The 26008-nt window shown below is 56.5% G+C and carries 29 protein-coding genes and 1 pseudogene; 11 read left to right on the top strand and 19 right to left on the bottom strand.

Going from position 1 to position 26008, the window contains the following annotated elements:
* The first annotated feature begins 76 nt into the window (after positions 1-76).
* The 3 genes from ACZ3HH_RS24960 to ACZ3HH_RS24950 all read left to right on the top strand — a co-directional run bounded on the left by ACZ3HH_RS24960 (position 77) and on the right by ACZ3HH_RS24950 (position 2942).
* Positions 77-991, top strand: coding sequence for an urea transporter (locus ACZ3HH_RS24960; protein ID WP_465808632.1), 915 nt, complete (start codon positions 77-79; stop codon positions 989-991).
* A 21-nt stretch (positions 992-1012) separates the two neighbouring features.
* A complete protein-coding gene (locus ACZ3HH_RS24955; protein WP_465808630.1) occupies positions 1013-1837 on the top strand; it encodes an ion transporter in 825 nt (274 codons plus the stop codon).
* Positions 1838-1943: 106 nt separating this feature from the next.
* Positions 1944-2942: a sulfate ABC transporter substrate-binding protein gene (locus ACZ3HH_RS24950; protein WP_052966773.1), complete on the top strand. Its 999-nt coding sequence runs from the start codon at positions 1944-1946 to the stop codon at positions 2940-2942.
* A gap of 86 nt (positions 2943-3028) precedes the next feature.
* On the opposite strand, the gene ACZ3HH_RS24945 is transcribed toward ACZ3HH_RS24950, so the two are convergent.
* Positions 3029-3658: a hypothetical protein gene (locus tag ACZ3HH_RS24945; protein WP_465808627.1), complete on the bottom strand. Its 630-nt coding sequence runs from the start codon at positions 3656-3658 to the stop codon at positions 3029-3031.
* Positions 3659-3894: 236 nt separating this feature from the next.
* Between ACZ3HH_RS24945 and ACZ3HH_RS24940 the strand changes: the two genes are divergently transcribed.
* Positions 3895-5100 (top strand): MFS transporter, encoded by a 1206-nt coding sequence (locus tag ACZ3HH_RS24940; protein WP_465808625.1) that lies wholly within the window; start codon positions 3895-3897, stop codon positions 5098-5100.
* A gap of 113 nt (positions 5101-5213) precedes the next feature.
* Here the strand turns inward: ACZ3HH_RS24940 and ACZ3HH_RS24935 are convergent, their stop codons facing one another.
* Entirely contained in the window at positions 5214-5618 is a 405-nt protein-coding gene (locus tag ACZ3HH_RS24935) for a type II toxin-antitoxin system HicB family antitoxin (protein WP_465808623.1), read from the bottom strand.
* On the bottom strand, positions 5618-5830 hold the full coding sequence (locus ACZ3HH_RS24930) for a type II toxin-antitoxin system HicA family toxin (protein WP_465808621.1): 213 nt from the start codon (positions 5828-5830) through the stop codon (positions 5618-5620). Before ACZ3HH_RS24930 ends, ACZ3HH_RS24935 begins: the two co-directional genes overlap by 1 nt.
* Positions 5831-6144: 314 nt before the next feature.
* Between ACZ3HH_RS24930 and ACZ3HH_RS24925 the strand changes: the two genes are divergently transcribed.
* Both ACZ3HH_RS24925 and ACZ3HH_RS24920 read left to right on the top strand, forming a co-directional pair.
* On the top strand, positions 6145-6612 hold the full coding sequence (locus tag ACZ3HH_RS24925) for a helix-turn-helix domain-containing protein (protein WP_008073029.1): 468 nt from the start codon (positions 6145-6147) through the stop codon (positions 6610-6612).
* The gene (locus ACZ3HH_RS24920) at positions 6609-7184 is read left to right on the top strand and encodes a VapC50 family PIN domain-containing toxin (protein WP_465808619.1); all 576 of its coding nucleotides are present in this window, start codon (positions 6609-6611) and stop codon (positions 7182-7184) included. The genes ACZ3HH_RS24925 and ACZ3HH_RS24920 overlap by 4 nt, the downstream gene beginning before the upstream one ends.
* Before the next feature lie 56 nt (positions 7185-7240).
* Here the strand turns inward: ACZ3HH_RS24920 and ACZ3HH_RS24915 are convergent, their stop codons facing one another.
* The 10 genes from ACZ3HH_RS24915 to ccmA form a co-directional block, all read right to left on the bottom strand.
* Positions 7241-7642, bottom strand: a complete 402-nt coding sequence (locus ACZ3HH_RS24915) for a hypothetical protein (protein WP_465808617.1) — start codon at positions 7640-7642, stop codon at positions 7241-7243.
* A gap of 14 nt (positions 7643-7656) precedes the next feature.
* The gene (ccmI, locus tag ACZ3HH_RS24910; protein ID WP_465808615.1) at positions 7657-8856 is read right to left on the bottom strand and encodes a c-type cytochrome biogenesis protein CcmI; all 1200 of its coding nucleotides are present in this window, start codon (positions 8854-8856) and stop codon (positions 7657-7659) included.
* Positions 8849-9322: a cytochrome c-type biogenesis protein gene (locus ACZ3HH_RS24905; protein ID WP_465808613.1), complete on the bottom strand. Its 474-nt coding sequence runs from the start codon at positions 9320-9322 to the stop codon at positions 8849-8851. Before ACZ3HH_RS24905 ends, ccmI begins: the two co-directional genes overlap by 8 nt.
* Positions 9319-9855 (bottom strand): DsbE family thiol:disulfide interchange protein, encoded by a 537-nt coding sequence (locus ACZ3HH_RS24900; RefSeq protein ID WP_460147243.1) that lies wholly within the window; start codon positions 9853-9855, stop codon positions 9319-9321. Before ACZ3HH_RS24900 ends, ACZ3HH_RS24905 begins: the two co-directional genes overlap by 4 nt.
* The gene (locus ACZ3HH_RS24895; RefSeq protein WP_465808611.1) at positions 9852-11855 is read right to left on the bottom strand and encodes a heme lyase CcmF/NrfE family subunit; all 2004 of its coding nucleotides are present in this window, start codon (positions 11853-11855) and stop codon (positions 9852-9854) included. The genes ACZ3HH_RS24900 and ACZ3HH_RS24895 overlap by 4 nt, the downstream gene beginning before the upstream one ends.
* Positions 11856-11858: 3 nt before the next feature.
* A complete protein-coding gene (gene ccmE, locus ACZ3HH_RS24890) occupies positions 11859-12314 on the bottom strand; it encodes a cytochrome c maturation protein CcmE (protein WP_465808609.1) in 456 nt (151 codons plus the stop codon).
* Positions 12311-12487, bottom strand: coding sequence for a heme exporter protein CcmD (gene ccmD / locus ACZ3HH_RS24885; protein ID WP_123360189.1), 177 nt, complete (start codon positions 12485-12487; stop codon positions 12311-12313). Before ccmD ends, ccmE begins: the two co-directional genes overlap by 4 nt.
* Positions 12484-13239 carry a heme ABC transporter permease gene (locus tag ACZ3HH_RS24880; RefSeq protein ID WP_123720715.1) on the bottom strand — a complete coding sequence of 252 codons (756 nt, stop codon included), beginning with the start codon at positions 13237-13239 and terminating at the stop codon, positions 12484-12486. Before ACZ3HH_RS24880 ends, ccmD begins: the two co-directional genes overlap by 4 nt.
* A gap of 95 nt (positions 13240-13334) precedes the next feature.
* Positions 13335-14003 carry a heme exporter protein CcmB gene (ccmB, locus tag ACZ3HH_RS24875; RefSeq protein ID WP_030131759.1) on the bottom strand — a complete coding sequence of 223 codons (669 nt, stop codon included), beginning with the start codon at positions 14001-14003 and terminating at the stop codon, positions 13335-13337.
* Positions 14000-14635, bottom strand: a complete 636-nt coding sequence (ccmA, locus tag ACZ3HH_RS24870; RefSeq protein WP_465808605.1) for a cytochrome c biogenesis heme-transporting ATPase CcmA — start codon at positions 14633-14635, stop codon at positions 14000-14002. The genes ccmB and ccmA overlap by 4 nt, the downstream gene beginning before the upstream one ends.
* A 197-nt stretch (positions 14636-14832) precedes the next feature.
* Between ccmA and fliK the strand changes: the two genes are divergently transcribed.
* The 4 genes from fliK to ACZ3HH_RS24850 all read left to right on the top strand — a co-directional run bounded on the left by fliK (position 14833) and on the right by ACZ3HH_RS24850 (position 19318).
* A complete protein-coding gene (gene fliK / locus ACZ3HH_RS24865; protein WP_465808603.1) occupies positions 14833-16407 on the top strand; it encodes a flagellar hook-length control protein FliK in 1575 nt (524 codons plus the stop codon).
* Positions 16404-16733, top strand: coding sequence for an EscU/YscU/HrcU family type III secretion system export apparatus switch protein (locus ACZ3HH_RS24860; RefSeq protein WP_465808601.1), 330 nt, complete (start codon positions 16404-16406; stop codon positions 16731-16733). The genes fliK and ACZ3HH_RS24860 overlap by 4 nt, the downstream gene beginning before the upstream one ends.
* Before the next feature lie 157 nt (positions 16734-16890).
* Complete coding sequence (locus ACZ3HH_RS24855) at positions 16891-18609, top strand: hypothetical protein (RefSeq protein WP_465808599.1); 1719 nt, start codon at positions 16891-16893, stop codon at positions 18607-18609.
* 64 nt (positions 18610-18673) lie between these two features.
* Positions 18674-19318, top strand: coding sequence for a hypothetical protein (locus ACZ3HH_RS24850; protein ID WP_465808597.1), 645 nt, complete (start codon positions 18674-18676; stop codon positions 19316-19318).
* Positions 19319-19691: 373 nt separating this feature from the next.
* Here the strand turns inward: ACZ3HH_RS24850 and ACZ3HH_RS24845 are convergent, their stop codons facing one another.
* The 3 genes from ACZ3HH_RS24845 to ACZ3HH_RS24835 form a co-directional block, all read right to left on the bottom strand.
* Positions 19692-20513: a hypothetical protein gene (locus ACZ3HH_RS24845; protein WP_465808596.1), complete on the bottom strand. Its 822-nt coding sequence runs from the start codon at positions 20511-20513 to the stop codon at positions 19692-19694.
* A 26-nt stretch (positions 20514-20539) separates the two neighbouring features.
* Entirely contained in the window at positions 20540-20977 is a 438-nt protein-coding gene (locus tag ACZ3HH_RS24840) for a hypothetical protein (RefSeq protein WP_465808594.1), read from the bottom strand.
* A gap of 70 nt (positions 20978-21047) precedes the next feature.
* On the bottom strand, positions 21048-22688 hold the full coding sequence (locus tag ACZ3HH_RS24835) for a hypothetical protein (RefSeq protein WP_465808592.1): 1641 nt from the start codon (positions 22686-22688) through the stop codon (positions 21048-21050).
* A 275-nt stretch (positions 22689-22963) separates the two neighbouring features.
* Between ACZ3HH_RS24835 and ACZ3HH_RS24830 the strand changes: the two are divergent.
* A pseudogene (locus ACZ3HH_RS24830) lies at positions 22964-24011 on the top strand (transposase); the annotation flags it as partial.
* 117 nt (positions 24012-24128) lie between these two features.
* Here the strand turns inward: ACZ3HH_RS24830 and ACZ3HH_RS24825 are convergent.
* The 3 genes from ACZ3HH_RS24825 to ACZ3HH_RS24815 form a co-directional block, all read right to left on the bottom strand.
* On the bottom strand, positions 24129-24521 hold the full coding sequence (locus tag ACZ3HH_RS24825) for a DUF2802 domain-containing protein (RefSeq protein WP_008014934.1): 393 nt from the start codon (positions 24519-24521) through the stop codon (positions 24129-24131).
* Complete coding sequence (locus tag ACZ3HH_RS24820; protein ID WP_008072653.1) at positions 24522-25007, bottom strand: chemotaxis protein CheW; 486 nt, start codon at positions 25005-25007, stop codon at positions 24522-24524.
* A gap of 88 nt (positions 25008-25095) precedes the next feature.
* On the bottom strand, positions 25096-25962 hold the full coding sequence (locus ACZ3HH_RS24815) for a CheW domain-containing protein (RefSeq protein WP_465808589.1): 867 nt from the start codon (positions 25960-25962) through the stop codon (positions 25096-25098).
* Positions 25963-26008 lie beyond the last annotated feature (46 nt).

The following is a 26008-nucleotide window of genomic DNA, read 5'->3' as shown; positions in this document are numbered from 1 at the left end:
GCAGCCCAACGGGAGCAAGCTCCCTCGCCACAGGTTTGTGCAAGACCTTGGATTTTCCTCTGCCCTAGACCCCATCATGCCTGCCAACCACTTCAACACCCACTGCCCCGACTGGGCCACTGCCCTGCTCAATGGCTTCAGCCAGATCTTTCTCCAGCGCCATCCGCTGTGCGGCCTGCTGTGTCTGTTGGCGATTCTATTCAGCGCGCCAGCCCTGCTCGGCGGTGCGCTGCTGGGAGGGGTCGCCGGGTTGCTCACCGCACAACGTCGCGGTTACACCAAGGCTGATCGTCAGGCCGGGCTATTCAGTTACAACGGTATTCTGCTCGGTCTGCTGCTGAGCCTTTATTTCCCATGGTCAGCGCTGTTGCCACCGCTGATCATTGCCGCTGGGGGCCTGAGCGCGATGCTCACTCAGCAATGGCTCAAGCGTTCACGCGATCATCATTGCCTTCCCGCCTACACCGCGCCCTTTGTGGGGATGAGCTGGTTGCTACTGTCGTTTGCCGCTCCCCAGCAACCCGCGCCGCTGATCGAAATGACCACACTCAACTTGCTCGCCGCGTCATTGAAAGGGCTCGGCCAGGTGCTGTTTCTCGGTCATCCACTGGCTGGAACTCTGATTGCCATGGGTTTGCTGATCGCTGACCGTCGTGCCTTCCTGTGGGCGCTGCTCGGCTCCGTTGCCGGCCTCGGCTTCGCTCTTCTGCATCACGAAACATCAACCGCGCTGCTGGGTTTGAGCGGCTACAACGGCGTGCTCGCCGCCCTCGCCTTCAGCCAAAATCGTCGCCAGCCTTGGCTGCCATTGTTGGCAATCCTGCTGGCGGTGTTGCTCACACCGGGGTTCGCCGCACTCGGCCTGGCCACGTTGACCGCGCCTTTCATCCTCGCCTGCTGGCTGATTCGCGCAGGCATCCGGGTGCTGCGTCAGGCCGCCATAGACAGCGCGCCTTGCGCTACCGGGGAAAATCGACCTAGGCTTCGCTGATTCTCGATTCAGGCGTTTTCCATGGATAGCAGTAAAAACTGGCGTGAAGCGCTTTACGTCATCATCTTCCAATCCGATACCCCGGCCGGTCGGCGCTTCGACAGCATTCTGCTGTTGATCATCCTCGCCAGCCTGGTGATCGTGATTCTGGACAGTATCGACAGCGTTCACCAGAACTACGCTGACATACTGGCGTACATCGAATGGGGCTTCACCGTCGTTTTCGCCATCGAATACGCTCTGCGCCTGTATTGCTCGCCCAAGCCGCTACGCTACGCGCTCAGCTTCTATGGCTTGGTGGATTTGCTGGCGATCGTGCCGGGCATCCTCGCGCTGTATTACAGCGATGCGCAGTTTTTGCTGATCATCCGGATCATTCGGATGCTGCGGATTTTCCGCGTGCTCAAGCTCAGCCCGTATCTGAAGCAAGCCAACTATTTGATGACGGCGCTGCGCGGCAGCAAGCAGAAGATCGTGGTGTTTCTGCTCAGCGTCAGCACCCTGGTGACGGTGTTCGGCACGCTGATGTACGTGATCGAAGGCCCGGAACACGGCTTCACCAGCATCCCCAAAGGCATCTATTGGGCCATCGTCACACTGACCACCGTGGGCTTTGGCGATATCGTGCCCAGAACACCATTGGGTCAAGTGGTTTCGTCGCTGGTGATGATCACTGGTTACTCGATCATCGCCGTGCCAACGGGGATTTTCACCGCGGAACTGGCCAACGCCATGCGCGGTGAACAATTGCAACACGATTGCCCGACCTGCCAGAAAAACAGTCACGAACATGGCGCAGCATTTTGCTCCCGCTGTGGCAATGCGCTGTTCAAGAAACTGGAATAAGCAAAGTGCTTTTTAATCTTTAAAGGACTATGCGAGCCCGGCTATAGTCGCCGGCAAATTGCCAACACTTTCCATAGAACATGTTTGATAAAACAAGGAATGCGCAGTGAAAAAACTCTTTGGCGCCTCACTTCTGGCCGCTGGCCTGGCTTTGGGCAGCATGGCTCAGGCTGCACCGACCCTGCTTAACGTTTCCTACGACGTGATGCGAGATTTCTACAAGGACTACAACGCTGCCTTCCAGAAACACTGGCAAGCCGAGCACAACGAAAACATCACACTGCAAATGTCCTTCGGCGGTTCCAGCAAGCAGGCGCGCTCAGTGATCGATGGCCTGCCGGCTGACGTCATCACCATGAACATGGCCACCGACATCAACGCCCTGGCGGACAACGGCAAACTGGTCCCGGACAACTGGGTCACGCGCCTGCCAAACAACAGCGCGCCATTCACCTCGGCCACGGTGTTCATCGTGCGCAAAGGCAACCCGAAAGCCCTGAAAGACTGGCCGGACCTGCTCAAGGATGGCGTGCAAGTGATCGTCCCCAACCCGAAAACCTCGGGCAACGGCCGCTACACCTACCTCTCGGCCTGGGGCTATGTGCTGAAAAACGGCGGCGACGAGAACAAGGCCAAAACCTTCGTCGGCAAACTGTTCAAACAAGCGCCAGTGCTGGATACCGGTGGCCGTGCAGCGACCACCACGTTCATGACCAACCAGATCGGCGACGTGCTGGTGACCTTCGAGAACGAAGCGGAAATGATTGCGCGTGAGTTTGGTCGTGATCAGTTTGAAGTGATTTACCCGAGTGTTTCCGCTGAAGCTGAACCCCCGGTATCCGTGGTCGACAAAGTGGTCGAGAAAAAAGGCACTCGCGCTGCCGCTGAGGAATATTTGAAGTACCTGTGGTCGCCGGAAGGTCAGGAAATTGCGGCTGCCAACTACCTGCGCCCACGTGATCCGGCGGTATTGGCCAAATACACCGATCGCTTCCCGAAGGTTGATTTCCTCTCGGTGGAGAAGACCTTTGGTGATTGGCGCACTGTGCAGAAGACCCACTTCAATGATGGTGGGGTTTTTGATCAGATTTACAGCGGTCAGTAATTCCTGAGCCATCGAAAAGGCGACCTGCAATGGTCGCCTTTTTTGTGGGTGCATGTTTGTGTGGCGAGGGGAATTACGTCATGCCGTTACATGGGTGGGGTTATGCCGTCCTTGCCGGCCGCGATCGATTGGGCGGTGAGTGTCCCGTCGGCGCTTTGGGTGACGAACGTCACGATCTTCACGCCCACTTTCAGCAAGCTCCGATCCCCCGGCACCAGATTTACGATCGGCACATCCTCCGGCACCAGAATTTTCTGCTGGCCGCCCTTGTAGTTGACGGTCAGAACCCGGCCGTTGCTGACCACCAGATCGCCCACGCTGCCGTTGGTCATGCTGCTGCCCTTGACCAAATCAAAGGGCCGATGGCCGTCGCCGCTGCCGGCCAGTTCCGGTGGGAACACGTGCACTTCCAGGGCCTTGAGAGAGCCATCTTCCTGGGGCACGGCAGCCGAGCCGATGTAGCTGCCGGGTTTGATGTCTTCGATATTGGCCACGGTAACGGCGCGGACTTTGGTGTCCTTGGTCAGGTTGATCACCACGTCTTCGCCACTGTTGACGTGGACTTTCAGAATGTCGGCGCTGATACCGGTAATCTCGCCGCGTACACCGATACGCATACCCGGTGCGTCCTGGGCCTGAGTCAAGGTTATCGTGAACACAGTGATCAAGGTGACTGCTGAAGCGCCGCGAATCAGGTGACGGAACATCGCATTCATGAAAGTGCCTTCCGTTTTATGAAGCGTTAAGAGAGAACATAAGCACGCTATCGAACAAGATGTAAGTGAATGTATCATCGGACGCGACGATCGCGACCGACGATTCAAAGGTCCAAATGAACGGCCTCTCTCAATCATTCCTCAGAGGCATGATTACTATCACCCTATTCCCTCTTCCGCCGCTCTAGCCAGCCGATTAGCCTCTGCGCATTCCTTTTTGTTCAACGAGATACGATATGAACCCTGCGACTCAGGTGCCCCACGGTGCCGCGACAATGACTCGAGGCATGGTGCTGCTCTTCGCCTTCTGCTGCGGCGCCATCGTGGCCAACATCTACTACGCCCAGCCGATCATTGGCCTGATCGCACCGGACATCGGCCTGACCGACACCATGGCCAGCCTGATCGTTTCGCTGACGCAGATTGGTTATGCGCTGGGTCTGTTCTTCCTGGTGCCGTTGGGTGATCTGCTGGAAAACCGCCGCTTGATGATCATCACCACCGTGGTGGCGATTGCCAGCTTGCTGGGTGCGGCGTTCACCGATCAGCCGAATGTGTTTCTGCTGATCTCGTTGCTGGTGGGGTTCAGTTCGGTGTCCGTGCAGATCCTGATTCCATTGGCCGCCCACCTGGCGCCGGAAGAATCCCGGGGCCGCGTGGTCGGCGGCATCATGGGTGGTTTGCTGCTGGGGATTCTGCTGGCTCGACCGGTGTCCAGCGTAGTAGCCGACTACTTCGGCTGGCGTGCGATGTTCATCATTGCAGCGGTGTTGATGGCGGCAATCAGCATCGTGCTGGCCCTGACCATTCCCAAGCGCCAGCCTGATCACAGTGCTTCTTATGGCCAGTTGTTGGGTTCACTCTGGACGCTCTTGCGTCAGCAGCCGGTGTTGCGTCAACGGGCGTTTTACCAAGCCTGCATGTTCGCCACCTTCAGCCTGTTCTGGACTGCAGTGCCGCTGGAACTGTCGCGTAATCATGGCTTGTCGCAAACCCAGATCGCGATCTTCGCCCTGGTCGGCGCCATCGGCGCGATTGCCGCCCCCATCGCCGGTCGACTGGCGGATGCCGGCCATACCCGCATCGCCTCGCTGCTGGCCCTGCTATTCGCCAGCCTGAGCTTCCTGCCCGCCTTCATCCATCCGGCCTACAGCGTTATCGGCCTGGCGGTGACGGGGGTGGTGCTGGATTTCTGCGTGCAAATGAACATGGTCCTCGGCCAGCGCGCGGTCTATACCCTCGATGCTAAAAGCCGCGGCCGTCTGAATGCGCTGTACATGACCAGCATCTTCATCGGCGGCGCGTTTGGTTCTTCGGTGGCCAGCGCGGTGTATGAGCATGGCGGCTGGTTGTGGATCGTGATTGTGGGTAGTGCGTTTCCGTTGTTGGCGTTGTTGCGGTTTTTGAGTGTTTCGCAGAGGCGTTCGCTGGCAACGGCTTAGGACGCTAAAAGCTTCGCGGGCAAGCCTCGCTCCTACGTGTCTTGCATTATCCCTGTAGGAGCGAGCGGTGCGGCGATCCGACTTGCCCGCGAAGGCGATTCGATTGATACCACTCAATGCCGAACCAGTTTCTCCATCGCCGCATCCGCGAGAAAGGAGGAGCGGCTTTTGACATTGTGCTCTCGCACATAGCGGTCAATGCGCTGGATCACGTAGCCAGGCAGCGTCACGTTGACCTTCTCGGTCTTGCCCAGATACGGCGAGATGTCGAGTTCCAGCATCCCCCATCCCATATCGGCAAATTCCGGATTCTCGCGGTGCACAGCCGCGGAGGTCGGCATCGGAATTGACTCCCCGCCTGCCATGATCTCCTGCAGCATGATGTGGGCAATTTCGACCGCCGCGTTGTAAGCATCTTCAAACGTATCCCCGGCCGTTACAGCACCTGGGATATCGGGGATCTGAATACCGATGGCGGTGTTCTCGTCGCCCCACTCGATACAGATTGGGTATTGCATTATGGATCTCCTGCCAAACTGGCTCCCGGGCAATAAAGCCCGGCTCGCCTCCTGATGCTTTTGACCGTCCCGATCGGCAAATCCTTCTTCGGATGAGGGACGGGTATCGTGTAAGGGCTATAACGGTGAGTGAAGGTGTGATGACTGCCGGTGACCCGGTCCAGTGTCCAGCCCGCCTCTATCAGCTCCTTGATCAATAACCTGCTCTGCACCACCAGCCTCCTTGCTCCGGCCCAACAAAAATAACTCTAGAGTTATATTTACTCAAGCACAAAAATCCGGATCACGACGCTCGGTTGTTTTACAGGGTGTTGATTTGATCGGACCGTACGCTGAGGATGCTCACACCCTTCAGGCCGACAAGTTTGCTCCGGAGCTGGCCAGTGCGAAGGCTCGGGCGTTTGTCGATTACGTCCAGACCTTGCTTGTAAAAGAGCCTTAAACAAGCTCTGGTTTCGTTTATTGCGATTTTCGTTTGATTCGAATAGCCTTCCAGCATCGCTACCCAGAATGTTGGAATTTCATCATGTCCCTAGTCATCCACCCACCGATCAACCTGCCCATGGCACGCGAAGTTCAGGCCGCAATAGAAGGCCAGCGCGCTCTCGCTGCCTATCTCGCGACTCAATTCGAAACCCAACGCATCCAGATTTTCGACGAGCAAAATGAAGCTCACAGCGTCGAACTGCCCACATCAGCCCTGCGGTTGCTGGTCGACATCCTGGCAGCATTGGCAGAAGGCAATGCGGTAAAGGTCGTCCCGGTTCACGCGGAATTGACCACCCAGGAAGCGGCGGATTTGCTCAATGTCTCACGCCCGCACCTGATCAAACTGCTGGAGTCCGGCGAGTTGTCCTACCACAAAACCGGCAAGCACCGACGTGTGCGCTTTGCCGATTTGATGGACTATAAGAACCGGCGCGACACCGCCAGCGAGCAAGCAATGACGCTTCTCGCCGAGCAAGCACAAGCGTTAAGGACAGGATACGAGTGAGGCACTCCCCTTTTACCGCTGTATATGACGCATGTGTTTTGTACCCCGCTCCGCTGAGAGACTTTCTGATGTGGCTCGCGCTCTCCGGACGTTTCAGGGCGCGATGGTCACTGGAGATACACAACGAATGGAAGCGCAATCTGCTGAAAAACCGCCCGGACCTGACAACAGAGCAATTGGATCGCACGTCCGACTTGATGGATCAGGCCATACCCGATGCTTGCGTATCCGGTTACGAAAAGCTGATCGAAGGGCTCACACTGCCCGACATCGATGACCGCCATGTTCTGGCTGCCGCCATACGCTGCAACGCCAGTGTCATCGTGACCTTTAATCAGAAAGACTTTCCCGATGACACACTGGGACCTTTTGGCATCGAGGCCCAGCATCCTGATGAGTTCGTCGATAACCTCTTTGACCTGGACCCTGCAGCTGTAGTCGCGGCGGCCCAACGGCAACGCAAACAGCTAAAGATGCCGCCAATGGATGTCGGCACCTATCTTGATCTGCTCTTTCGCCAAGGCCTGATTCAGTCGAGCAAGGCGTTGACCCACTATCGAGCGATTCTTTAATCGCCTTCTACAAACCCCAAAAAGCAAAACGGCGATCCTCAGATCGCCGTTTCCATTCACTGCCCGAATTGCCTGCCCAACCCACCCGGCACGCCATGGATATCTGTCTCTTCCCACGGCCCGTTCGGGCTGATCGAGCGGCTCCAGCCGTTGTTCCAGCGGTAGTAAGTGCGCTGGCGGTAGAAGGTGTTGGTCTGATCATCGAGAACGTAAACGCCGAGCTTCGCGTCCCAATGGCTATTGCCTCCCGGTGGCGGGGCGAAACTGGCGGAGGTGCGTGGCATCGGCTTGGATGGTTTGACCGGGGTACTCGGTTTGCTCGGTGTCGTTGGAGCCGGTTTGGTGCTCGGCTGCGAAGGCGGGATTGGCGGCAGCCGTGTGGGCTCGGGCTGCTGGACCGCACAGGCGCTTAACCCCAAAACCATACTGAGCAGAGTGATACGAGCGATGGCGGTCATGGTGGCGCTTCCTGTTATTTATCCGGGCTGTCGATGATCAGTTTTTGTTGCGCGGTGGTGCTGGTGGCCAAGGGTTGGCTGCGACCGATCCATTCACCGGCAGTCGGTTGGCCGGCGCGGGAGATGCGCGCAACCAGTTGGACTTCAGGGAAGTTCGACAGTTTCAACTGCGGCATCATGGCGTCGGCATCACCCAGTTCCACAGTCGCCGGCAAGTCGGCAACGGTCAGACGCTTGGCGGCCAGCGGCGCGGGCGGGCCGGAGATGGCGCGGGCGAAGATGAACACGCTGTCACCTGGCTGGACCTTGGCTTTGAGCTCTGGCGCCAAATCGACTTGCACTTTGAGCAGTGCTGCTTTGGCCGCAGGCGCTTGGGCAACCTTGCCACCGCTGGCTTCGAGCTTCTCGGCGGCCCGAGTAATGCCGCCTTGCAGCGCGACGCGGGATTTATCATCCGGCGGCAGTTGCGCCAGCAGGCGATCCCAGTAGTCGATGGCGTCCTGGTAACGCTCGCTTTCAAAGGCCGCGATGCCCAGCAGACCGAGGCTGGTGACTTCTTTCGGATCAGCTTTCAGCGCTTCGTCGGTCAGGGCCTGGACCTTGTCCGACCACTTCTTGCCATCGGCGAAATATTGCGCCTGGGCCCATTGCCCGAGCAGTTCGGGCTGACGACCGGCCAGGGCCACGGTGCGTTCGAAGATCTTGGCCGCATCGGCCGGACGGTCCTGAGCCATGTAGGTGCGGCCGAGGAAGTACAGGCCCTCGGCCGAGTCCGGTTGGGCGGCGACCGCACGCTCCAGACGACGAGTCATTTCTTCCATCGACTGCGGCGCCTGGGCGAATTCGCGGGTCAGCTCGACTTTGTCGCTGGCGCCGAAATGCAGGTACAGCCCAAGGCCCAGCACCGGCACCAGAATCGCCGCCAGCAACGGTAACGGCTTGCCCAGACGCGACACACGCGGCGCCTCGACGCCTTCGGTGTCGGCGAGCAGTTCACGGGCGGCTTCGGCACGGCCGGAGTCCATTTGCTCGGGGTTGAGCACGCCTTCTTCCTGCTGAGTCTGCAACTCAGCCACGCGCTCCTGATAAAGCGCGACGTTCAGTGCCGTGCGGTCCTCTTCAAGCTGAGCGCGGCGCCCACGCAGAACGGGGATCAGCAGAAAACTCAGGGCAACCAGGAGCAGCAAGCCTGCAGCGAGCCAGAAATCAATCATTCTTGGTTTTATCCAACAGGTGGTCGAGGCGCTCGCGCTCCTCGGCAGAAAGCGTGTCCGGGCTGTCAGTGCGTTGCACGCGACGACGGCGGACGATCACGGCGATGATCACAAAACCGCCCAGCAGCAGACCGGCGGGGCCGAACCAGAGCAGTGCGGTTTTGGCGTTGAGGGCAGGTTTGTAGCGGACGAAATCACCGTAGCGGTCGACCATGAAATCGATGATTTGCTGGTTGTCCTTGCCCTCGCCGAGCATGCGAAAAATCTCTTTGCGCAGGTCGGCGGCGATCGGTGCGTTGGAATCGGCAATGTCCTGATTCTGGCACTTGGGGCAACGCAGCTCTTTGGTCAGCTCGCGAAAACGCTCGCGGTCGCCTTCTTTGGCGAACTCGTAGGTGTCGATGGCCGCGTGGGCCACACCGGCCATGCTCAATCCCAGCAATGCGGCGGCGATCCAGCGCTTCATGGTTTGGCCTCATCGACCAGCGCCTGATACTTGGCCGCCAGTTTTTCACGCCAGACTTGCTCGTCGATCACGCCGACGAATTTGTCGCGGATGATGCCCTTGGCGTCAATGAAGAAGGTTTCCGGTGCACCGTACACACCGAGGTTCAGGCCCAGGGTGCCGGCATCGTCACGGATATCCAGTTGATACGGGTTGTGGAACTCGGCCAGCCACTTCAAGGCATCGGTGTTGACGTCCTTGTAGTTGACGCCGTAGATCACCACGCCTTGCTGGGCCAATTTGTTCAGCACCGGGTGCTCGACCCGGCAGGAAATGCACCAGGTGCCCCAGACGTTGACCAATGCCGGTTTACCCAGAATGTCCGCTTTGGTCAGGGTTTTGTCGCCCTGCACCGAGGGCAGCGAAAACTCCGGGAACGGTTTGTTGATCATTGCCGAAGGCAGCTCAGCCGGGTCCAGGTACAGACCCCGATACAGAAAAACAGCGACCACCAGAAAAATCGCCAGTGGCAACAGCATCAACCAACGTCTCATGCAGTGGCTCCCGTCATGCCGAGCGCTTCACGCACACGGCTTTTCACCTTGACCCGATAACGGCGATCCAGCGCCGCCAACAACCCGCCGAGCCCGGTGAGCAACCCACCGAACCAGATCCAGCGCACGAACGGTTTGACGTGCACACGAACCGCCCAAGCGCCCTCGCCCAGCGGCTCGCCCAATGCGACGTAAAGATCACGGGTGAAACCGGCGTCGATCCCGGCTTCGGTCATCACTGCGTTCTGCACGGTATACAGGCGTTTTTCCGGGTGCAGCACGCTGACTTCCTTGCCGCCCTTGATCACCCGTACGGTGCCCTTGTCGGAGGTGAAGTTCGGCCCTTCGAAATGCTTGGCGCCTTCGAACACAAATTGATAACCGGCCAGGCTCATGGACTCACCCGGTGCCAGGCGCAGATCACGCTCGGCACTGTTCTGGCTCGACAACACGACACCCAGCGCGCACACGGCAATGCCCAAATGCGCGACTTGCATGCCCCAATAGCTGCGGGTCAGGGTCGGCAGACCTTTGATCAGGCCTTTGTGACGGGTCTTGTCGAAGATATCCCGTATACCGGCCAGCAACACCCAGGCAGCCAGCATGAACGTCGCCAGCACTGCCCAATTGAAATCGCCGTAAGCGATACCGGCCACCACGGCCAGCGCGGCACTGCCGAGCAACACCGGAGTCAGCATGCTCATCAGCCATTTGACCGGGGTGTCTTTCCAGCGCACCAGCATGCCGACGGCCATCACTACCATCAGTATCGCCATCAATGGAATGAACAGCGCGTTGAAGTACGGCGGGCCGACCGACAGTTTGGCGCCGGTCATCGCGTCGAGGATCAATGGATATAAGGTGCCGAGCAGGATCATCGAAGCGGCCACCACCAGCACCAGGTTATTGCCCAGCAGCAGGGTTTCCCGGGACCAGAGATTGAAGCCGACATGGCTCTTGACCACCGGCGCGCGCAGGGCGAACAGCGTCAGTGAACCACCGACCACAAACAGCAGGAAGATCAGGATAAACACACCGCGTTCAGGATCGGACGCAAAGGCGTGAACCGAGGTCAGCACGCCGGAACGCACCAGGAAGGTCCCGAGCAAACTCAACGAGAACGCGGCGATAGCCAACAACACCGTCCAGCTCTTGAACACGCCACGTTTTTCCGTGACCGCCAACGAGTGAATCAGCGCCGTGCCCACCAGCCAAGGCATGAAGGATGCGTTTTCGACCGGATCCCAGAACCACCAGCCGCCCCAGCCGAGTTCGTAGTAGGCCCACCAGGAGCCCAACGTAATACCGATACCGAGGAAGGCCCAGGCCACGATTGTCCACGGACGCGACCAACGTGCCCACGCCGCATCAAGACGACCGCCCAGCAGCGCGGCGATTGCGAAGGCGAAGGCCACGGAGAAACCGACATAGCCCATGTACAGCATCGGCGGGTGAACGATCAGGCCGATGTCTTGCAGCAAGGGATTGAGGTCGCGCCCATCCGTCGGCATCTGCGGCAGGATGCGCGAAAACGGGTTGGACGTGACGATTAGAAACAGCAGGAAACCGGTGCTGATCATACCCATCACCGCCAGTACGCGAGCCAGCATCACTTGCGGCAACTGCCGGGAGAACACTGACACCGCGAAGGTCCAGCCGCCGAGGATCAGTGCCCACAGCAGCAACGAACCTTCGTGAGCGCCCCAGACCGCGCTGAACTTGTAATACCACGGCAGCGCGCTGTTGGAATTGCTGGCAACGTAAGCAACGGAGAAGTCGTCCGCCATGAACGCGTAAGTCAGGCAACCGAAAGCGAACAGCAGAAACGCGAACTGCCCCCATGCTGCGGGCTGGGCCAGGCTCATCCACAAGCGATCGCCACGCCAGGCGCCGAGCAATGGCACCACGGCCTGAACCAGCGCAAAACACAGCGCGAGGATCATCGCCAAGTGGCCCAATTCAGGGATGAACAGCCCTGAACTATAAAGTGCAGATGTCATCAGTTAGCCCTCTTTCACGGGAGTGGGTGCCGACTGACCGCTGTCTTTCAGGGCCTTGGTCACTTCCGGCGGCATGTACTTTTCATCGTGCTTGGCCAGCACTTCGTCGGCCACCACCACGCCTTCAGCGTTGAGCTTGCCGAGGGCGACGATGCCCTGCCCTTCGCGGAACAGATCCGGCAGGATGCCGCGATAACTGATGGTCACGGATTTGTTGAAGTCGGTAACGATGAATTTCACGTCCAGGGAATCGCCGGAACGTTGTAGCGAACCTTTCTCGACCATGCCGCCCGCACGGATACGTGTGTCTTGCGGCGCTTCGCCGTTGGCGATCTGGGTCGGGGTGTAAAACAGATTGATGTTTTGCTGCAGGGCGCTCAGGGCCAGGCCGACGGCAGCGCCGACACCGACCAGAATCGCGAAAATGATGATAAGACGCTTTTTACGCAGCGGATTCACTTGCCGTTCTCCCGGCGCAGACGACGCGCCTCTTGTTGCAGATACCGCTTGCGGGCCAGGATCGGCACCGCCACGTTGAGGGCCAGCACCGCCAGGCTGATGCCATAGGCTGACCAGACATACAGGCCGTGATGGCCCATGGCGAGAAAGTCGCCGAATGAAGCGAAACTCATCGAGCGACCTCCAGACTGTTCTGCACTTCGGTTTTCACCCAGCTCGCCCGGGCTTCGCGCTTGAGCACTTCAAGGCGCATGCGCAGCAACAGCACCGCGCCGAAGAAACAGTAGAAACCCAGCGCCGTCAGCAGCAGTGGCAGCCACATCTCGGCAGGCATCGCCGGTTTTTCGGTGAGGGTGAAGGTCGCGCCCTGGTGCAGGGTGTTCCACCACTCCACCGAGTATTTGATGATCGGGATGTTGATCACGCCGACGATCGCCAGTACCGCACAGGCCTTGGCGGCGCTGTCACGATTGCTGATGGCGTTGCCCAACGCAATAAGACCGAAGTACAGAAACAGCAGAATAAGCATGGACGTAAGTCGCGCATCCCAGACCCACCACGAACCCCAGGTCGGTTTGCCCCAGATCGCGCCAGTGACCAGCGCCACGGCGGTCATCCAGGCGCCGATCGGCGCGGCGCATTGCAGGGCGACGTCGGCCAGCTTCATCTTCCAGACCAGCCCGACGATGCCGCACACGGCCAGCATCACGTAGATGGACTGCGCCAACATGGCGGCCGGGACGTGGATATAGATAATCCGAAAGCTGTTGCCTTGCTGGTAGTCCGGCGGCGCGAAGGCCAGCCCCCAAACCACGCCGATGCTGATCAGCAGCAACGCCGCGACGCTCAGCCACGGCAGCAGTTTGCCGCTGATGCCGTAGAACCATTTGGGCGAGCCGAGCTTATGAAACCACGTCCAGTTCATACTGTTTCCATCACGGTTGCCGTTCGCCATCACGAACAGCCAGGGTCTGCCTTTTCTTCAAAAAGAAGTGGTTAAATTTTAACCAGGCCTCATTATTATTCGCCGACGCTGATCTTCAGGCCAGCAGCGATTGCAAAAGGTGTCAGGGTTATCGCCAGGGCGGTCAGGCTACCAAGCCACAAGAGATAACCAGTCGCCGGCATGCCCTGCAATGCCGCCTGCAAGGCGCCACTGCCGAGAATCAACACCGGGATGTACAGCGGCAGAATCAACAGCGCCAGCAACAAGCCACCGCGCTTCAATCCTACCGTCAATGCCGCGCCTACCGCACCGAGCAGACTCAACACCGGTGTACCCAGCAATAAAGAAAGCAGCAAGACCGGCAGACAGGCGGCAGGCAAACCAAGCATCAACGCCAGCAAGGGTGCGAGCAAAACCAGCGCCAGGCCGGAAAAGGCCCAGTGTGCCAGCACCTTGGCCAAAACCAGAATAGGCAGGGGGTGCGGCGAAAGGACCCACTGCTCAAGCGACCCGTCTTCGAAATCACTGCGGAAAAGCCCATCCAGCGAGAGCAAGACCGATAAAAGCGCCGCCACCCAGACCAGCCCCGGGGACAAGGTTTGCAACAATTGAGTCTCTGGACCGACCGCCAACGGGAACAAAGAGACGACGATGGCGAAGAACACCAGCGGATTCGCCAATTCGGCAGGACGACGGAACAGCAAACGTGCCTCGCGTGCGACCAACAGGCCGAAAACACTCATACGGCCCAATTCCCCAAATCAATGTCGCGATAGCCGGCCGGCATCCGGGTCAGCGTGTGGTGAGTGGTCAGCACCACCATGCCGCCTTGCTCGCAGTGCGCAGCCAAGTGTTCTTCGAGTTGCGCCACGCCTTGTTTGTCGAGCGCGGTGAACGGCTCATCGAGGATCCAAAGCGGCGGGCTGTCCAGATACAAACGCGCCAACGCGACGCGGCGTTGTTGCCCGGCGGAGAGCGTGTGACAGGGAACATCCTCAAAACCGCGCAGCCCCACAGCCGTCAGCGCCTGCCAGATCGCTTCATGAGAGGCCGGTTGATGCAAGGCGCAAAGCCAACTGAGGTTTTCCTCGGGAGTCAGCAAGTCCTTGATGCCAGCGGCATGGCCGATCCACAGCAGGTTGCGCGCCAGTTCGCTGCGTTGCTCGTGCAGTGGCTGGCCGTTTAGCAATACTTGACCGGCGGTCGGTTGCATCAAACCGCATAGCAGACGTAAAAGGCTGGTCTTGCCACTGCCGTTGGGGCCGCTGATTTGCAACATTTCGCCACTGGCCAGTCTCAAATCGAGATTTTCGAAGAGCAGCCGAAGATCTCGCTCACAGGCAAGGGCAACGGTTTGCAGGACAGGACTGGTCAAGAGATCACGGGCCTTTTGCGGTTCAAGTCGGCAGTGGAGCGGCCGCTAAAGAGATGCAGGATAGATGCATTGGCGGCCCGTTTTAGAGAGCTGCGTCAATCAATCGCAATGTTTTTAGCGCCCAGGTGCAACGGGGCGGCATTATACATGCCATGCCCGACTCTAAAGAGCGCAATTTCCACAGGTTGTGACCGCATATGACAGGCGAAATGAACATCCTTGCGCTGCCGCAGACCACACCCGCGACTTCGCGGCCGCTGGTGGTGAGTGGTGAGCTACTCAAGCTGCTGACACCGATGGAGGGCCTGATCTCCGTTGGGCAAACCGCCAAGGCTGAAGTGCTCTCGCTCAAGCAGACGGATCAGACCTTTCAACTGTTGCTCAAGGTCACCCTCGACAGCGGTCGACAGACCACGGTCCAGGCCACCAGCACTCAGCCGTTGCCCCAGGGCACCAGCCTGGCGATCACCCAGCCATCGGCGGGCAATTTGGCAGTCACGGTGCAACAGGCCATCGCCTCCAGCATAGCGACCCTTACCCGCATCGACACGGCGCAACTGCCGGTCGGCACCTTGCTGCAAGGCAAAGTACTGACCTCTCAGGTAATGCCGCAGGTGCCGGGCCAGCCGACGGTGTTTCGCTCGATGGTGAACCTGCTCAACACCGCGCTGAGCGGCAGCACGCTGAGCATCGACAGCCCGACGCCACTGCGCATCGGCACCTTGCTGAGCGCCTTGGTGCAGGACACCCAGACCCTGAAATTCGTCCCGCTGAGCAGCCGACAGGAACAGTTGGCGGTGACCCAACAACTGGTCAGCCAGCAAAGTCGCCAGGGCTCTCTGGATGGCTTGCTCAAAGTCCTGCAAAACCTGCCGCCGTCGGATCAGACCTCCAGCGACCTGCGCGCCGCCGTGGACAAATTGCTCGCCGGCCTGCCAGACGTTCAGCAACTGAGCACGCCCAAAGGCCTGGTCCAGGCGCTGGCCAACAGCGGCCTGTTCCTTGAAGCGAAACTGCTGACCGGACAAAATCCGGCACTGACGCCTGACTTGAAAGGCGATCTGCTCAAGCTGATCGCACAACTGACGCCGGGTCTGCCGGCCAACACCAATCTCAACGCGATCATTGCCGCCAACACCTTGGCCCAGGCGCTGCCGAGTTTCGTGCGTAGTGCCCTCGGCATGCTCGGCCAGGTCAGCGCCAAACCATTGCCGACCAGTTTCCCGCTCCCCGAGCGTCTGCTGCAAAGTCAGGACGGTGAAAACGATCTGGAGCACTTGCTGCGCTTGGCAGCGGCGGCTGTCTCGCGCCTGCAAAGCCATCAACTGTCGAGCCTGGAACAGACCGGCGTCACCGACGATGGTCGCCTGCTCAGCACCTGGCAACTGGAAATCCCCATGCGCAACCTGCAGGACATCGTGCCGTTGCAGGTCAAATTCCAGCGCGAAGAAGCGCCCGAAAAAGAAAAGCCGCACGAACGCCGCGACGAACGCGAGCCGAAACAACAATTGTGGCGAGTCGAACTGGCGTTCGATATGGAGCCGTTAGGGCCATTACAGATTCAGGCTCAGCTGATCAAAGGCAGCCTCTCCAGTCAGCTGTGGGCCGAACGGCCGTACACCGCGAGACTGATCGAAAGCAATCTGGCCGGGCTGCGCGAACGCCTGCTGGCCTCCGGGCTGAATGTCGGCGATCTGGATTGCCACCTCGGCACACCGCCTCAAGGCCCTCAAACCCGCCTCGAACAACGCTGGGTCGACGAAACCGCATGAACGAATCCACCGCACCGCGCCAGGCCATCGCCCTCAAATACGACGGCAGCCACGCCCCTACCCTCACGGCCAAAGGTGATGAGGAATTGGCCGAAGCCATTCTGCAGATTGCCCGTGATTATGAAGTGCCGATCTACGAAAACGCCGAACTGGTGAAACTGCTGGCGCGGATGGAATTGGGAGAGAGTATTCCGGAGGAGTTGTATCGCACGATTGCCGAGATCATTGCGTTTGCGTGGAATTTGAAGGGGAAATTTCCGGAGGGGCATGATCCGGAAGCCGTGATGATGGAGAAGGACATTACCGAGCGCGGCGAGGCTTTTTAAGCCAAAAAACTCCTCTGATTGAAGACAACTCATCGCTATTTACCGTTCATCGCAACTGTCAGATCTGACAGTTGCGATGAACGACGCTGCTGTTGCCAGATAGGCCAACAGCGTCGACCGAATTGATCATGGCGCTGCCCTTATGAGGAACGCTCCCATGACAGTGTCTTCCAAACCTGATGACAGCTCCAAGGACAGCAGTTTGCTGGCCCTTGGAGCGCCCTATATTCCCGCAATGATTAAACCAATGGATGGCGACGAAGGCTACCACGGCGGTATTGGTGCCACAGCCCTGAACGCCGCCGATCTGTTAGTTAGCGTTGATCCTTGGCTTGATAATGCAGTAGGCCAAAGTTGCCTTCTCTTCTGGGATGACGACGTACACCCCATATTTACGGAGGTTATCGACACACCCGAAGAGCTCACCGAACCAGTTCTCTTCCGTGTACCGACAAGCCAGATCCAGGATGGAAGCGCATTCCCGGTTTTTTATCGTCTCATCCGTGACAGCGGCAACGAAAACGACTCGTTCAAACTCAACATTTTGATTAAACGCACGCTTCCGGGAGGCATTCTCGACAAACCCGAACCACTCGGTCATCCCGGCCTGCGTTACACCTTCATTCCGGATATCAAGGATGGCGTCGATAGCGAGATGGCAAAGCAAGGCATTGTCATGCATATCGAGCCTTATCAGAACATCACAGTGTTCGACCGCATCGTCGCACGATGGGGCAATGAAGAGGAGGTGATCCACTACCCCATCACTGCCGAGCAAATCAGCGATCCGCAAAACCATCCCATTCTGATCAAGTTCGATGAACATTTGATCAAGCGCGCGGGTGACGGCAAGCATTCGATTACCTATCAGGTGACCGACCGCTGTGGAAACCGTCCACATGACTATGCGCCATGGGCAATTCCCACTGAGGTCAGGGTAAACGTGAACCGCATTCCCGCACCGACCGTCACAGGTGAGCAAGCGGGTGTGCTGGATCCTGCATATGTCACGAATATCCAGGTTGTCGCGTCCGGTATCGGGCTGATCGCTGGCGACAGTGTCCTGGCTCATTGGCAAGGGCGAGTCGAACGGCAGACGAGAGCCAAGATATATCCGGGAAGCGGAACACTGGAGTTTGCGATACCTATCGCCTGGGCCAACGAAAGCACCGAGAGCACCGTCAGCATCACCCTGCGCGTGGAAGGTGGACTTACTTCCGATACCAAACCCTTAATCATCAAAACCACGATCATCCTCAAGCCACCCAAGGTTCTGGAGGCCTACGGCGCGCAAGGCGACCGTTTGAAAATGGCCGATATTTATGAGGCGAGGCATGTAACCGTTCAGATTCAACAATATGTTGGAATGGCGATCGGACAAACCATTCGTGCTCGCTGGGCCTCTGCGCGGCATGTCTATGACAGTGCAATCACGCCGGTTACGACCGTCGGTGCAATGAATTTTACCGTCCCACGTATTGAAGTTGTGGATTCCATCGACAGTACCGTTCCCGTCAGTTTCACGGTACGTACATACCCCAATGGCCCCCTGCATCGATCTGATCCGCTGCAATTAGCTATTGATCCCCAAACATTTGATCTGCCTCCTCCAAGACTGACCCCGGATCAAACCACGGTCACTGTTCGTTATCCCGCAATGGCCACCGGCTACCAGGCGCGCGTGCGTCTGGGCGGCGTCATCACTCGTAGAACGGAGTGGCAAGACATGAAAACCGATGTAACCGCAGAGTTCTCGATCCCAAAAACCTGGATGGACGAAAACCGAGGAAAAACCGTGCAGATCAACTACAGCGTCAATCGGGCAGGCATCGACGAGCAGAGCCAGTTCTCTCAGGTATTAAGAGTCGAACTGTAATACAAGAAGTGATCCATTGATCACCTGAGAAAACACGCTGATCGTTTCAAATGAGATTTAAAATATGAACACCAAACTGGACACACTGGATCTGATTGCTCCAAAGGTACTCGAGGCCTATGGCACCGGAAGAAACCGTTTAAACTTCAATGACGTGTATAACAATACACACATCACTATTCAGGCAAACTACACCGACATGGCGAAGAAACATACACTTCGGGCCCGCTACGCAAGTAGTCGCCATGTATATGATAGCGAAACACTAACCGTTGGCACCCCAGGGCCGTTGAACTTCAAGGTTCCACGCCTCGAAGTGATCGACTCCATTGGCGGCATCGTAGCAGTAAACTACAGTATTCGCCTTACACCTGACGCGCCACTCCTCATTTCCAAAACGCTGTCACTGCATGTTGATGCGCAATTGTTTGATCTGAGTGAACCCAGGCTTTCCGCCGACAGGAAAACCGCGACTGTCAAGTTTCTGAATATGACTCCAGGCTACACCGTTAGAGTCAGATGGCACGGCGTGATTGTACGTGATACAGAAATTCGACCAATCCAGAACAGCTCATCGATACCGTTTGACATTCCCACAAACTGGGTAACAGAGAACGCTGAGAAAACCGTGCTGGTCAACTATAGCGTTCACCAATCAGGCTCGGATGACAATCTGATGTTTTCTCGTTTGCTACGCGTCACTCTTTGAATATTCCTGTCACCCACAAAAAGGTACAGGGTGCAGACCGACTGCACACTGTACCTTTAACTTGCCAATATTTTAATCAGTCGTCGCGATCACAGCGTTACAATTTTATCACTCTCGTGAAGCCCCCCTGGAGTCAAATCCGCTCTGATAACAAGCAGGAGATCACCTGTAACATTGAAATAGTCCTGCCGTATGTACTTCGCTCCCACAACCCCTGCACCACCGATTTGATGCTGAAAATAGAAAAAAACGCGTAAAGCGGTAGTTAGCTTTGAGCATCTTTCGGCCAAAGCGAAATAATTATTTCGTTATAATGTACGCGCTCTTCTAGAGACTCAAGGCTCGCTCGCACCGTAAGACTTAAAGCGAACTTCTAGGCAGTGGATGCAAATCCACATTGGTGCTTATTTTTATTCGACCAATAACCTGAACCAGTAACGGCCCGATGATGCACTATCCATTTGGCCAGCGTATCTACGCCTTCCTGGGGACAGAAACAACTATTGGAAGGGTAAGAACTGCGAGCTCCACACCCACCTGCCCCGGCCCGCTCCCAGCTCTCTGCATCCGTGGGAACTGAACAGAGTAGACTTATTGGGTAGGTGCCCAGTCGCTGAGCGGTTTCGAAGTCTTTAAAAATGAATCCATGAAGATCGCCCCACACCAAGGTGGTTATTCCAAAATCTTTACGCAAACAAGAAAATGGAACATCCTGCTTGTTGATTGCGGTAGGGCTGGAATTCCAGGAGTGGTACGCCGGTTTCGCACCAGTGGTACGCAACATCACACCACTGCAAAAGTAAACGGTCTTTCCGCTACAGTTATTTGAGACATTGTAGTATCGCCCATTCAGCCTCTCGGCGACCAACTGACCATACTTCTGATTCTTCGCATCAAAACTGAACATTTTCTTGTTCGTTGCAGCGATATCTATTTTCACGACGGGAACATACAAAGACATTTCCAGATAGTATTCTCGTTGAAACTTTTGCGGATCCGCCCACTTGGCCGGCGCCGACGTCTCATAGAATACTGCGGCCATAAGCAACTTCTCCGGTTTACTTTCATCCTTGGTCTGTATCAATACCTCAGTAGGCTTGGCCGCCCAGGCAGCGCCAACAAGTTTATGCGCTTCAAGACTGACCTTGAACTTCGCGACCACAACCACACTCAGTGAACATTGGTTCTTCTGCAACGAACTTTGCTCTGTGAAGTTTTTAGCTACGCCGCCGCTGTTGTGGCGGGAACTGCCAGCTTGGCACAGTTAGAAAAATCAGCATTCCGTTGCGCATCTGTTAGTGCAAAACTACATTCATGGTCCGCACGTACATCCAGCGACTCTGTTGAAAAATGATCAATACATCTGAGGTGAAGGGCTTTGCCTTCGGCCAACGCGGTGGTTTGGTCCTTTAATATAAAGCCACTTTTCCTGTTGCTATTCAGCGTCGTACTTCCAACATCGGACCGTATATACGTGAACGCCACCGAGCCCAGTTCTGTAGCGGCCGAACCGTAATCCATTAATTTTAAAATGGCGCTGCAATTAACAACCCGAAGCAATACACCGCAACAATAACAAGCCGGCATACCATTCGAACATCGTGCAACGTTACTGGTGTACTTGGAGTTCAAATCGGTGACCAGCGCTTGTCCGGACATCGCATCAGCCTTTGCAATACAACATATCAAAAATAAAAATCAAAGCCCCCCCCTCGCAAACACTTAATGATCATTTCCAGACTTCAGATTGCTCACCTTCATGAAAACTAAAAGCTCTCGGAGCACCATCAACCAACGTAACCCGCATGACTGGCAGCACATCACCTGTCACATTGAAATAGTCCTGCTGAGCGTATTTAGCTCCCTCCAGACCCACTGCCAACGTTTGTGTGTGCAAATAGAAAAATGCGGCAATTGGCAATTTCTTGGGAATGCCTTGCGGCCAAGTCTTCAATAGAAGCTCATTGTGGAAAGGCCGTTCTTCAGCAGGCCTCTCAAAACTGTTTCGAGCCAGCAAGCTAATTGCAAACTGATCTTTGCCGGCCGAAAAAGAACACTGATGCAGATTCCTGTCAGAAAAATAACCTGAACCGCCCACAGATCGATAATGTCTCTTCCATTGTTCTAGAGTGTTAACACCTTCCTCCGAACAAGTACGACTCGTGGCTGGAAAATTCTTACTTGGGCCGCAACCTGCCTTTGTCGGCCGTAATCCACTGGCGGCATCGGATGGAAATGAACACAAGACAGGAATATCATGCGAACCCAATCGTTCAGCAGTATCGACATCTTTAAATATAAACCCCTGAATTTCAGACCAGACCAGAATCTCGATACCCAAGTCCTGACGAATATATGAGAACGACACACCACCCGATGCTATTGAACCAGGACTAGGGTCCCAAGCGTGATACCCCGGCTTGGTCCCGGTCACTCGAAGAATCACACCACTGCAATAGTACGCTGCACGTCCATTACAATCATTCGTTACATTCGCATATTTTGAATTTAATCGATCAGCCGCCGCCTGCCCATATACTTGATCTGACATCGCGAAGGAAAAAACGCTTTTATCTGCTGCTGCCAAATTCAACTTTACGATAGGAACATACAGCGACGTCGCCAAGTAATACTCACGTTGAAACTTCTGCGCATCCGCCAGTTTGGCCGGTGTCGACGCCTCGTAGAAGACCGCCTCAATGGGTAATTTTTCAGGCTTGTTCTCATTCCAAGTTTGAACCAGCACTTCCATCGGTTTAGTCGCCCAGACCGCGCTCACGAGACTATGCGCCTCCAGGCTGGCCTTGAACTGCGCAGCCACAACCGTACTCAGTGAACATTGGTTCTTCGGCAACGAACTGTGTTCTTTGAAGTTTTTCAACCACGCTGCCGCTGTTGTGGCGGGAACTGCCAGCTTAGCGCAGTTAGCAAGATCAGTATTCAGTTGCGCATATTTTGGTGCAAAACCACATCCATGGTCCGCACGTACATCCAGCGACTCTGTTGGAAAAGGATAAATGCATCTCAGGTGAAGGGCTTTGCCTTCGGCCAACGCGGTGGTTTGGTCTTTTAATATAAAACCACTTTTTCTGTTGCTATTCAGCGTCGTACTTCGAACATCGGAGCGTATATACGTAAACGCCACCGAGCCCAGTTCCGTAGCGGCCGAACCGTAATCCCAAAACTTGAAAGCGGTGCTGTAATCAACGCCCCGAAGCAATACACCGGAACAATAATAAGCCGGCATACCATTCGAACATTGTGCAACGTTACTGGTGTACTTGGCATTTAAATCGGTGACCAGGGCCTGTCCAGACATGGCATGAATTTGTGTGGCACAACACATCAACAGAAGAAACAAAGTTCTCATTTTAGCGATCTCACTTGAAATATAAACTCACTTCAAGCCTACCCCCCCCTAATGATCACTTCCACTGTCATAAATAACAGTCCTGACAGACGGCTATCTAAATTACTTGTCGGACGAGTCGTAATATATTTGTCAAAGGGGGGGGGGGGGGGGGGCAGATTTTATTGCGTCCAAATGCAAAAATATCGCAGCCTTCCAGACTGTGTGAAAACCTAGCCATTTGCGCAGCGATTCAAGAAAATGCTCCGTATTGAAAGATACGGGGCATTTTTGCTGTGGCGTATATCCAAGGTGAACCACGAAACCAGATCAGCCTATTCCCGGTTTCTCTGGAAAATTTAATACCTAAAGATCATCTCGTTCGCGTGATTGACGCCTATGTTGCTGGACTGGATCTTGTGCAATTGAGCTTCGATAAAGCGATTCCCTAAGGCACAGGACGTCCCTCTTACGATCCTGTCGACTTGCTCAAACTGTACCTCTACGGCTATTTCCCGCGGATTCGCTCCTCGCGCCGACTTGAGGCCGAGTGCCAACGCAACGTCGAAGTCATGTGGCTGATCAATCGACTCAAGCCCGACTTCAAAACCATTGCCGACTTTCGCAGGGACAACAAAGCCGCGTTCATTGCCACATGCCGGGCCTTTGTCCAATTCTGCCGCGCGGTTGGTTTGATTGCGGGCGACCTGGTGCCATCGATGGCAGTAAATTTCAGGCGGCCGCGTCTGCACGACGACATCTGAATCTCAAACAGCTCAAACGCCAGAAGGAAAAGTTGGAGAAGCGCATCGCCCAATATCTGGTGCAACTGGATGAGGCCGGTGAAACGGTTGATCGCAGCGCGATCAAAACAGCGCTGGCGCGACTTGAAGACCGGCAAAGGTAAGGAGTTTTTCGACCGAAACGACTTTGTTTACGACGTAGAGCACGACCATTACCAATGCCCCGCCGGCCAATTACTGACATTCAAGCAATTGCACAACGGCAATCGTGAGTACCAGGCCATCAAGGATTGCACCTCCTGTGCCTTAAAAGCGCAGTGCACCGATGCGCCTCGTCGATATGTCTCGCGGCATGTGAACGAAGGCGCCGTTGAGCGAATGGAGCAACGGATGCTGGCACATCCCAGAGATGATGGTTAGCCGAAGATCCATCGTTGAACGTCCCTTCGGCAACCTCAAACAATGGCTGTTCGGCAACGGCCGCTTCCTGCTACGACAGCTGGAAGGTGCGAGAGCGGAAATGGCTCTGGCGATAAACGCCTACAACCTGAAAAGGGTGATTAATGTGCTTGGAGCACGCAAAATTAATGGGCTGAAAAGCCTTTTTTCGTCTGCTTCCCGCACAAAAGCAAACGCCCCGAACAAGTCGGGGCGTTTGCTTGGGGCCGCTATTACTGCGTTTTCACACAGTCTGGAAGGCTGCGATCTTTTGATCTTTTTAGTTTCTGTGCAACTTGCTCATCAACTCCGCCTCAGCCTGGGTCAACCCGCAAGACTGAGTCAGTTCATCGACGCTGGCCCCCATCCCCACCAGGCGCGCTGCCTGAGCGAATGAAAGGCTCGACGGATCACGCTGTTCCAGCTGAGCCAGTTTGTCCGGCAACGGGCCGACGACGGCACGCAGTTCGTGCAGGTCTTCACCCATGCGCACGTTGCCGTTCTGGTAGTCGTCGACGCGTTTGGCCAGGTCCTTGATGCGCTGATCGCGCAACGCATCGCCCTGGGCCTGTTGCGCGGCGATCTGCCGCTGAGCGCGGATGTACGCCAGGAACATCGCCAGCGTGCCTGCCCAGAAGAGGAACAGGACAATGACAGCTACCTCAAGAATCAATCAGATACTCTCCAGTTCCGACCATTCTTCTTCGCTCATCATCTTGTCCAGCTCGACCAGGATCAGCAGTTCGTTGTTCTTGTTGCATACGCCCTGAATGAACTTGGCGGACTCTTCGTTACCGACGTTCGGCGCGGTCTCGATTTCCGACTGACGCAGGTAAACCACTTCAGCCACGCTGTCGACCATGATCCCGACCACTTGCTTGTCGGCTTCGATGATGACGATACGGGTGTTGTCGCTGATCTCGGCATTCATCAGGCCGAAGCGCTGACGGGTGTCGATCACGGTGACCACGTTACCGCGCAGGTTGATGATGCCCAGCACGTAGCTCGGAGCACCCGGGACCGGGGCGATTTCGGTGTAGCGCAGGACTTCCTGAACGCGCATCACGTTGATGCCGTAGGTTTCATTGTCCAGCTTGAAGGTTACCCATTGCAGGATCGGATCTTCAGAACCTTTTGCATTCGTCGCTTGACTGCTCATACCTGACCCCTCGAAAAACCGCTCTTGTCGGTGTGTGTTCTGTGTGGAGGCATTCAACAATGCCGTCGCCTACTTGTTATGTCGGCTGTTATGTCGATTTGTGTAGCGGCTTGCTGCCGCCCATGTGCTTCGCCCCACCGCTGGCGATCAACTCGGCCAGTGCGGAAACGTCGAGCAAGGCACACATGTGTTCAATCACCGTGCCGGCGAGCCATGGCCGCTGACCCCGGTGACTTCTCCATTTGATTTCGTTCGGGTCCAGACGCAACGAGCGGCTGACCTGATGCACCGCCAGCCCCCACTCGTAGCCCTGAACCGAAATTACGTATTGCAGGCCCTGGCGGAAATCATCGCGATAACGATCTGGCATGACCCAGCGCGCGGTATCCAGCACTTTCAGGTTGCCGGCCTGGCTCGGCAGGATCCCGAGGAACCATTCCGGCTGACCGAACAACGGCGTCAACTCGTGACCGGCCAGGGAATAAATCGAGCCCAGGCACACCAGTGGCACCGCCAGGGTCAACCCGGCGACGTCGAACAACAGGCATTCGAACGGCTCGGCAGCCCATGCCGGACGACCATCGGTTTCCACCGGTGGCGGCGTGTTGCTGGGTGGCAGATGAACTTCAACCAACGGCGGCACCAACGCTTGCAGCAGTGGTGCAATCGTCGACACGGACGCCAGAATCGGTGCCGGCGCTTCGATCACGACCACCGGTGCTTTCACCACTGGCGCAACGATGGGTGCAGCGGCCACGGCCGGTTTTTGCGCATCGCGAGCCTGTTCTTCAAGCACGGCAGCCTGGAACTCATCCAGCGCAGCTTCAACCTCGACAACCTCGGGCAGCGCCTCGATCTCTGGCGGCAACTCTGCGGTCGCGTCCTGCAGCAAGGCGTCCAGATAGGACTGGAGGGCCAGTTGCGGACGCGAGGTGATTTTCACCGGCCGAGTCATGCGCACACCATCGTAGGAGCTGCCGAAGGTTCGGTGCCGCGTTCGG

The sequence above is a fragment of the Pseudomonas sp. PME37.24/025 genome (assembly GCF_055556615.1).
This window is presented reverse-complemented; position numbering and strand designations above follow the sequence as displayed.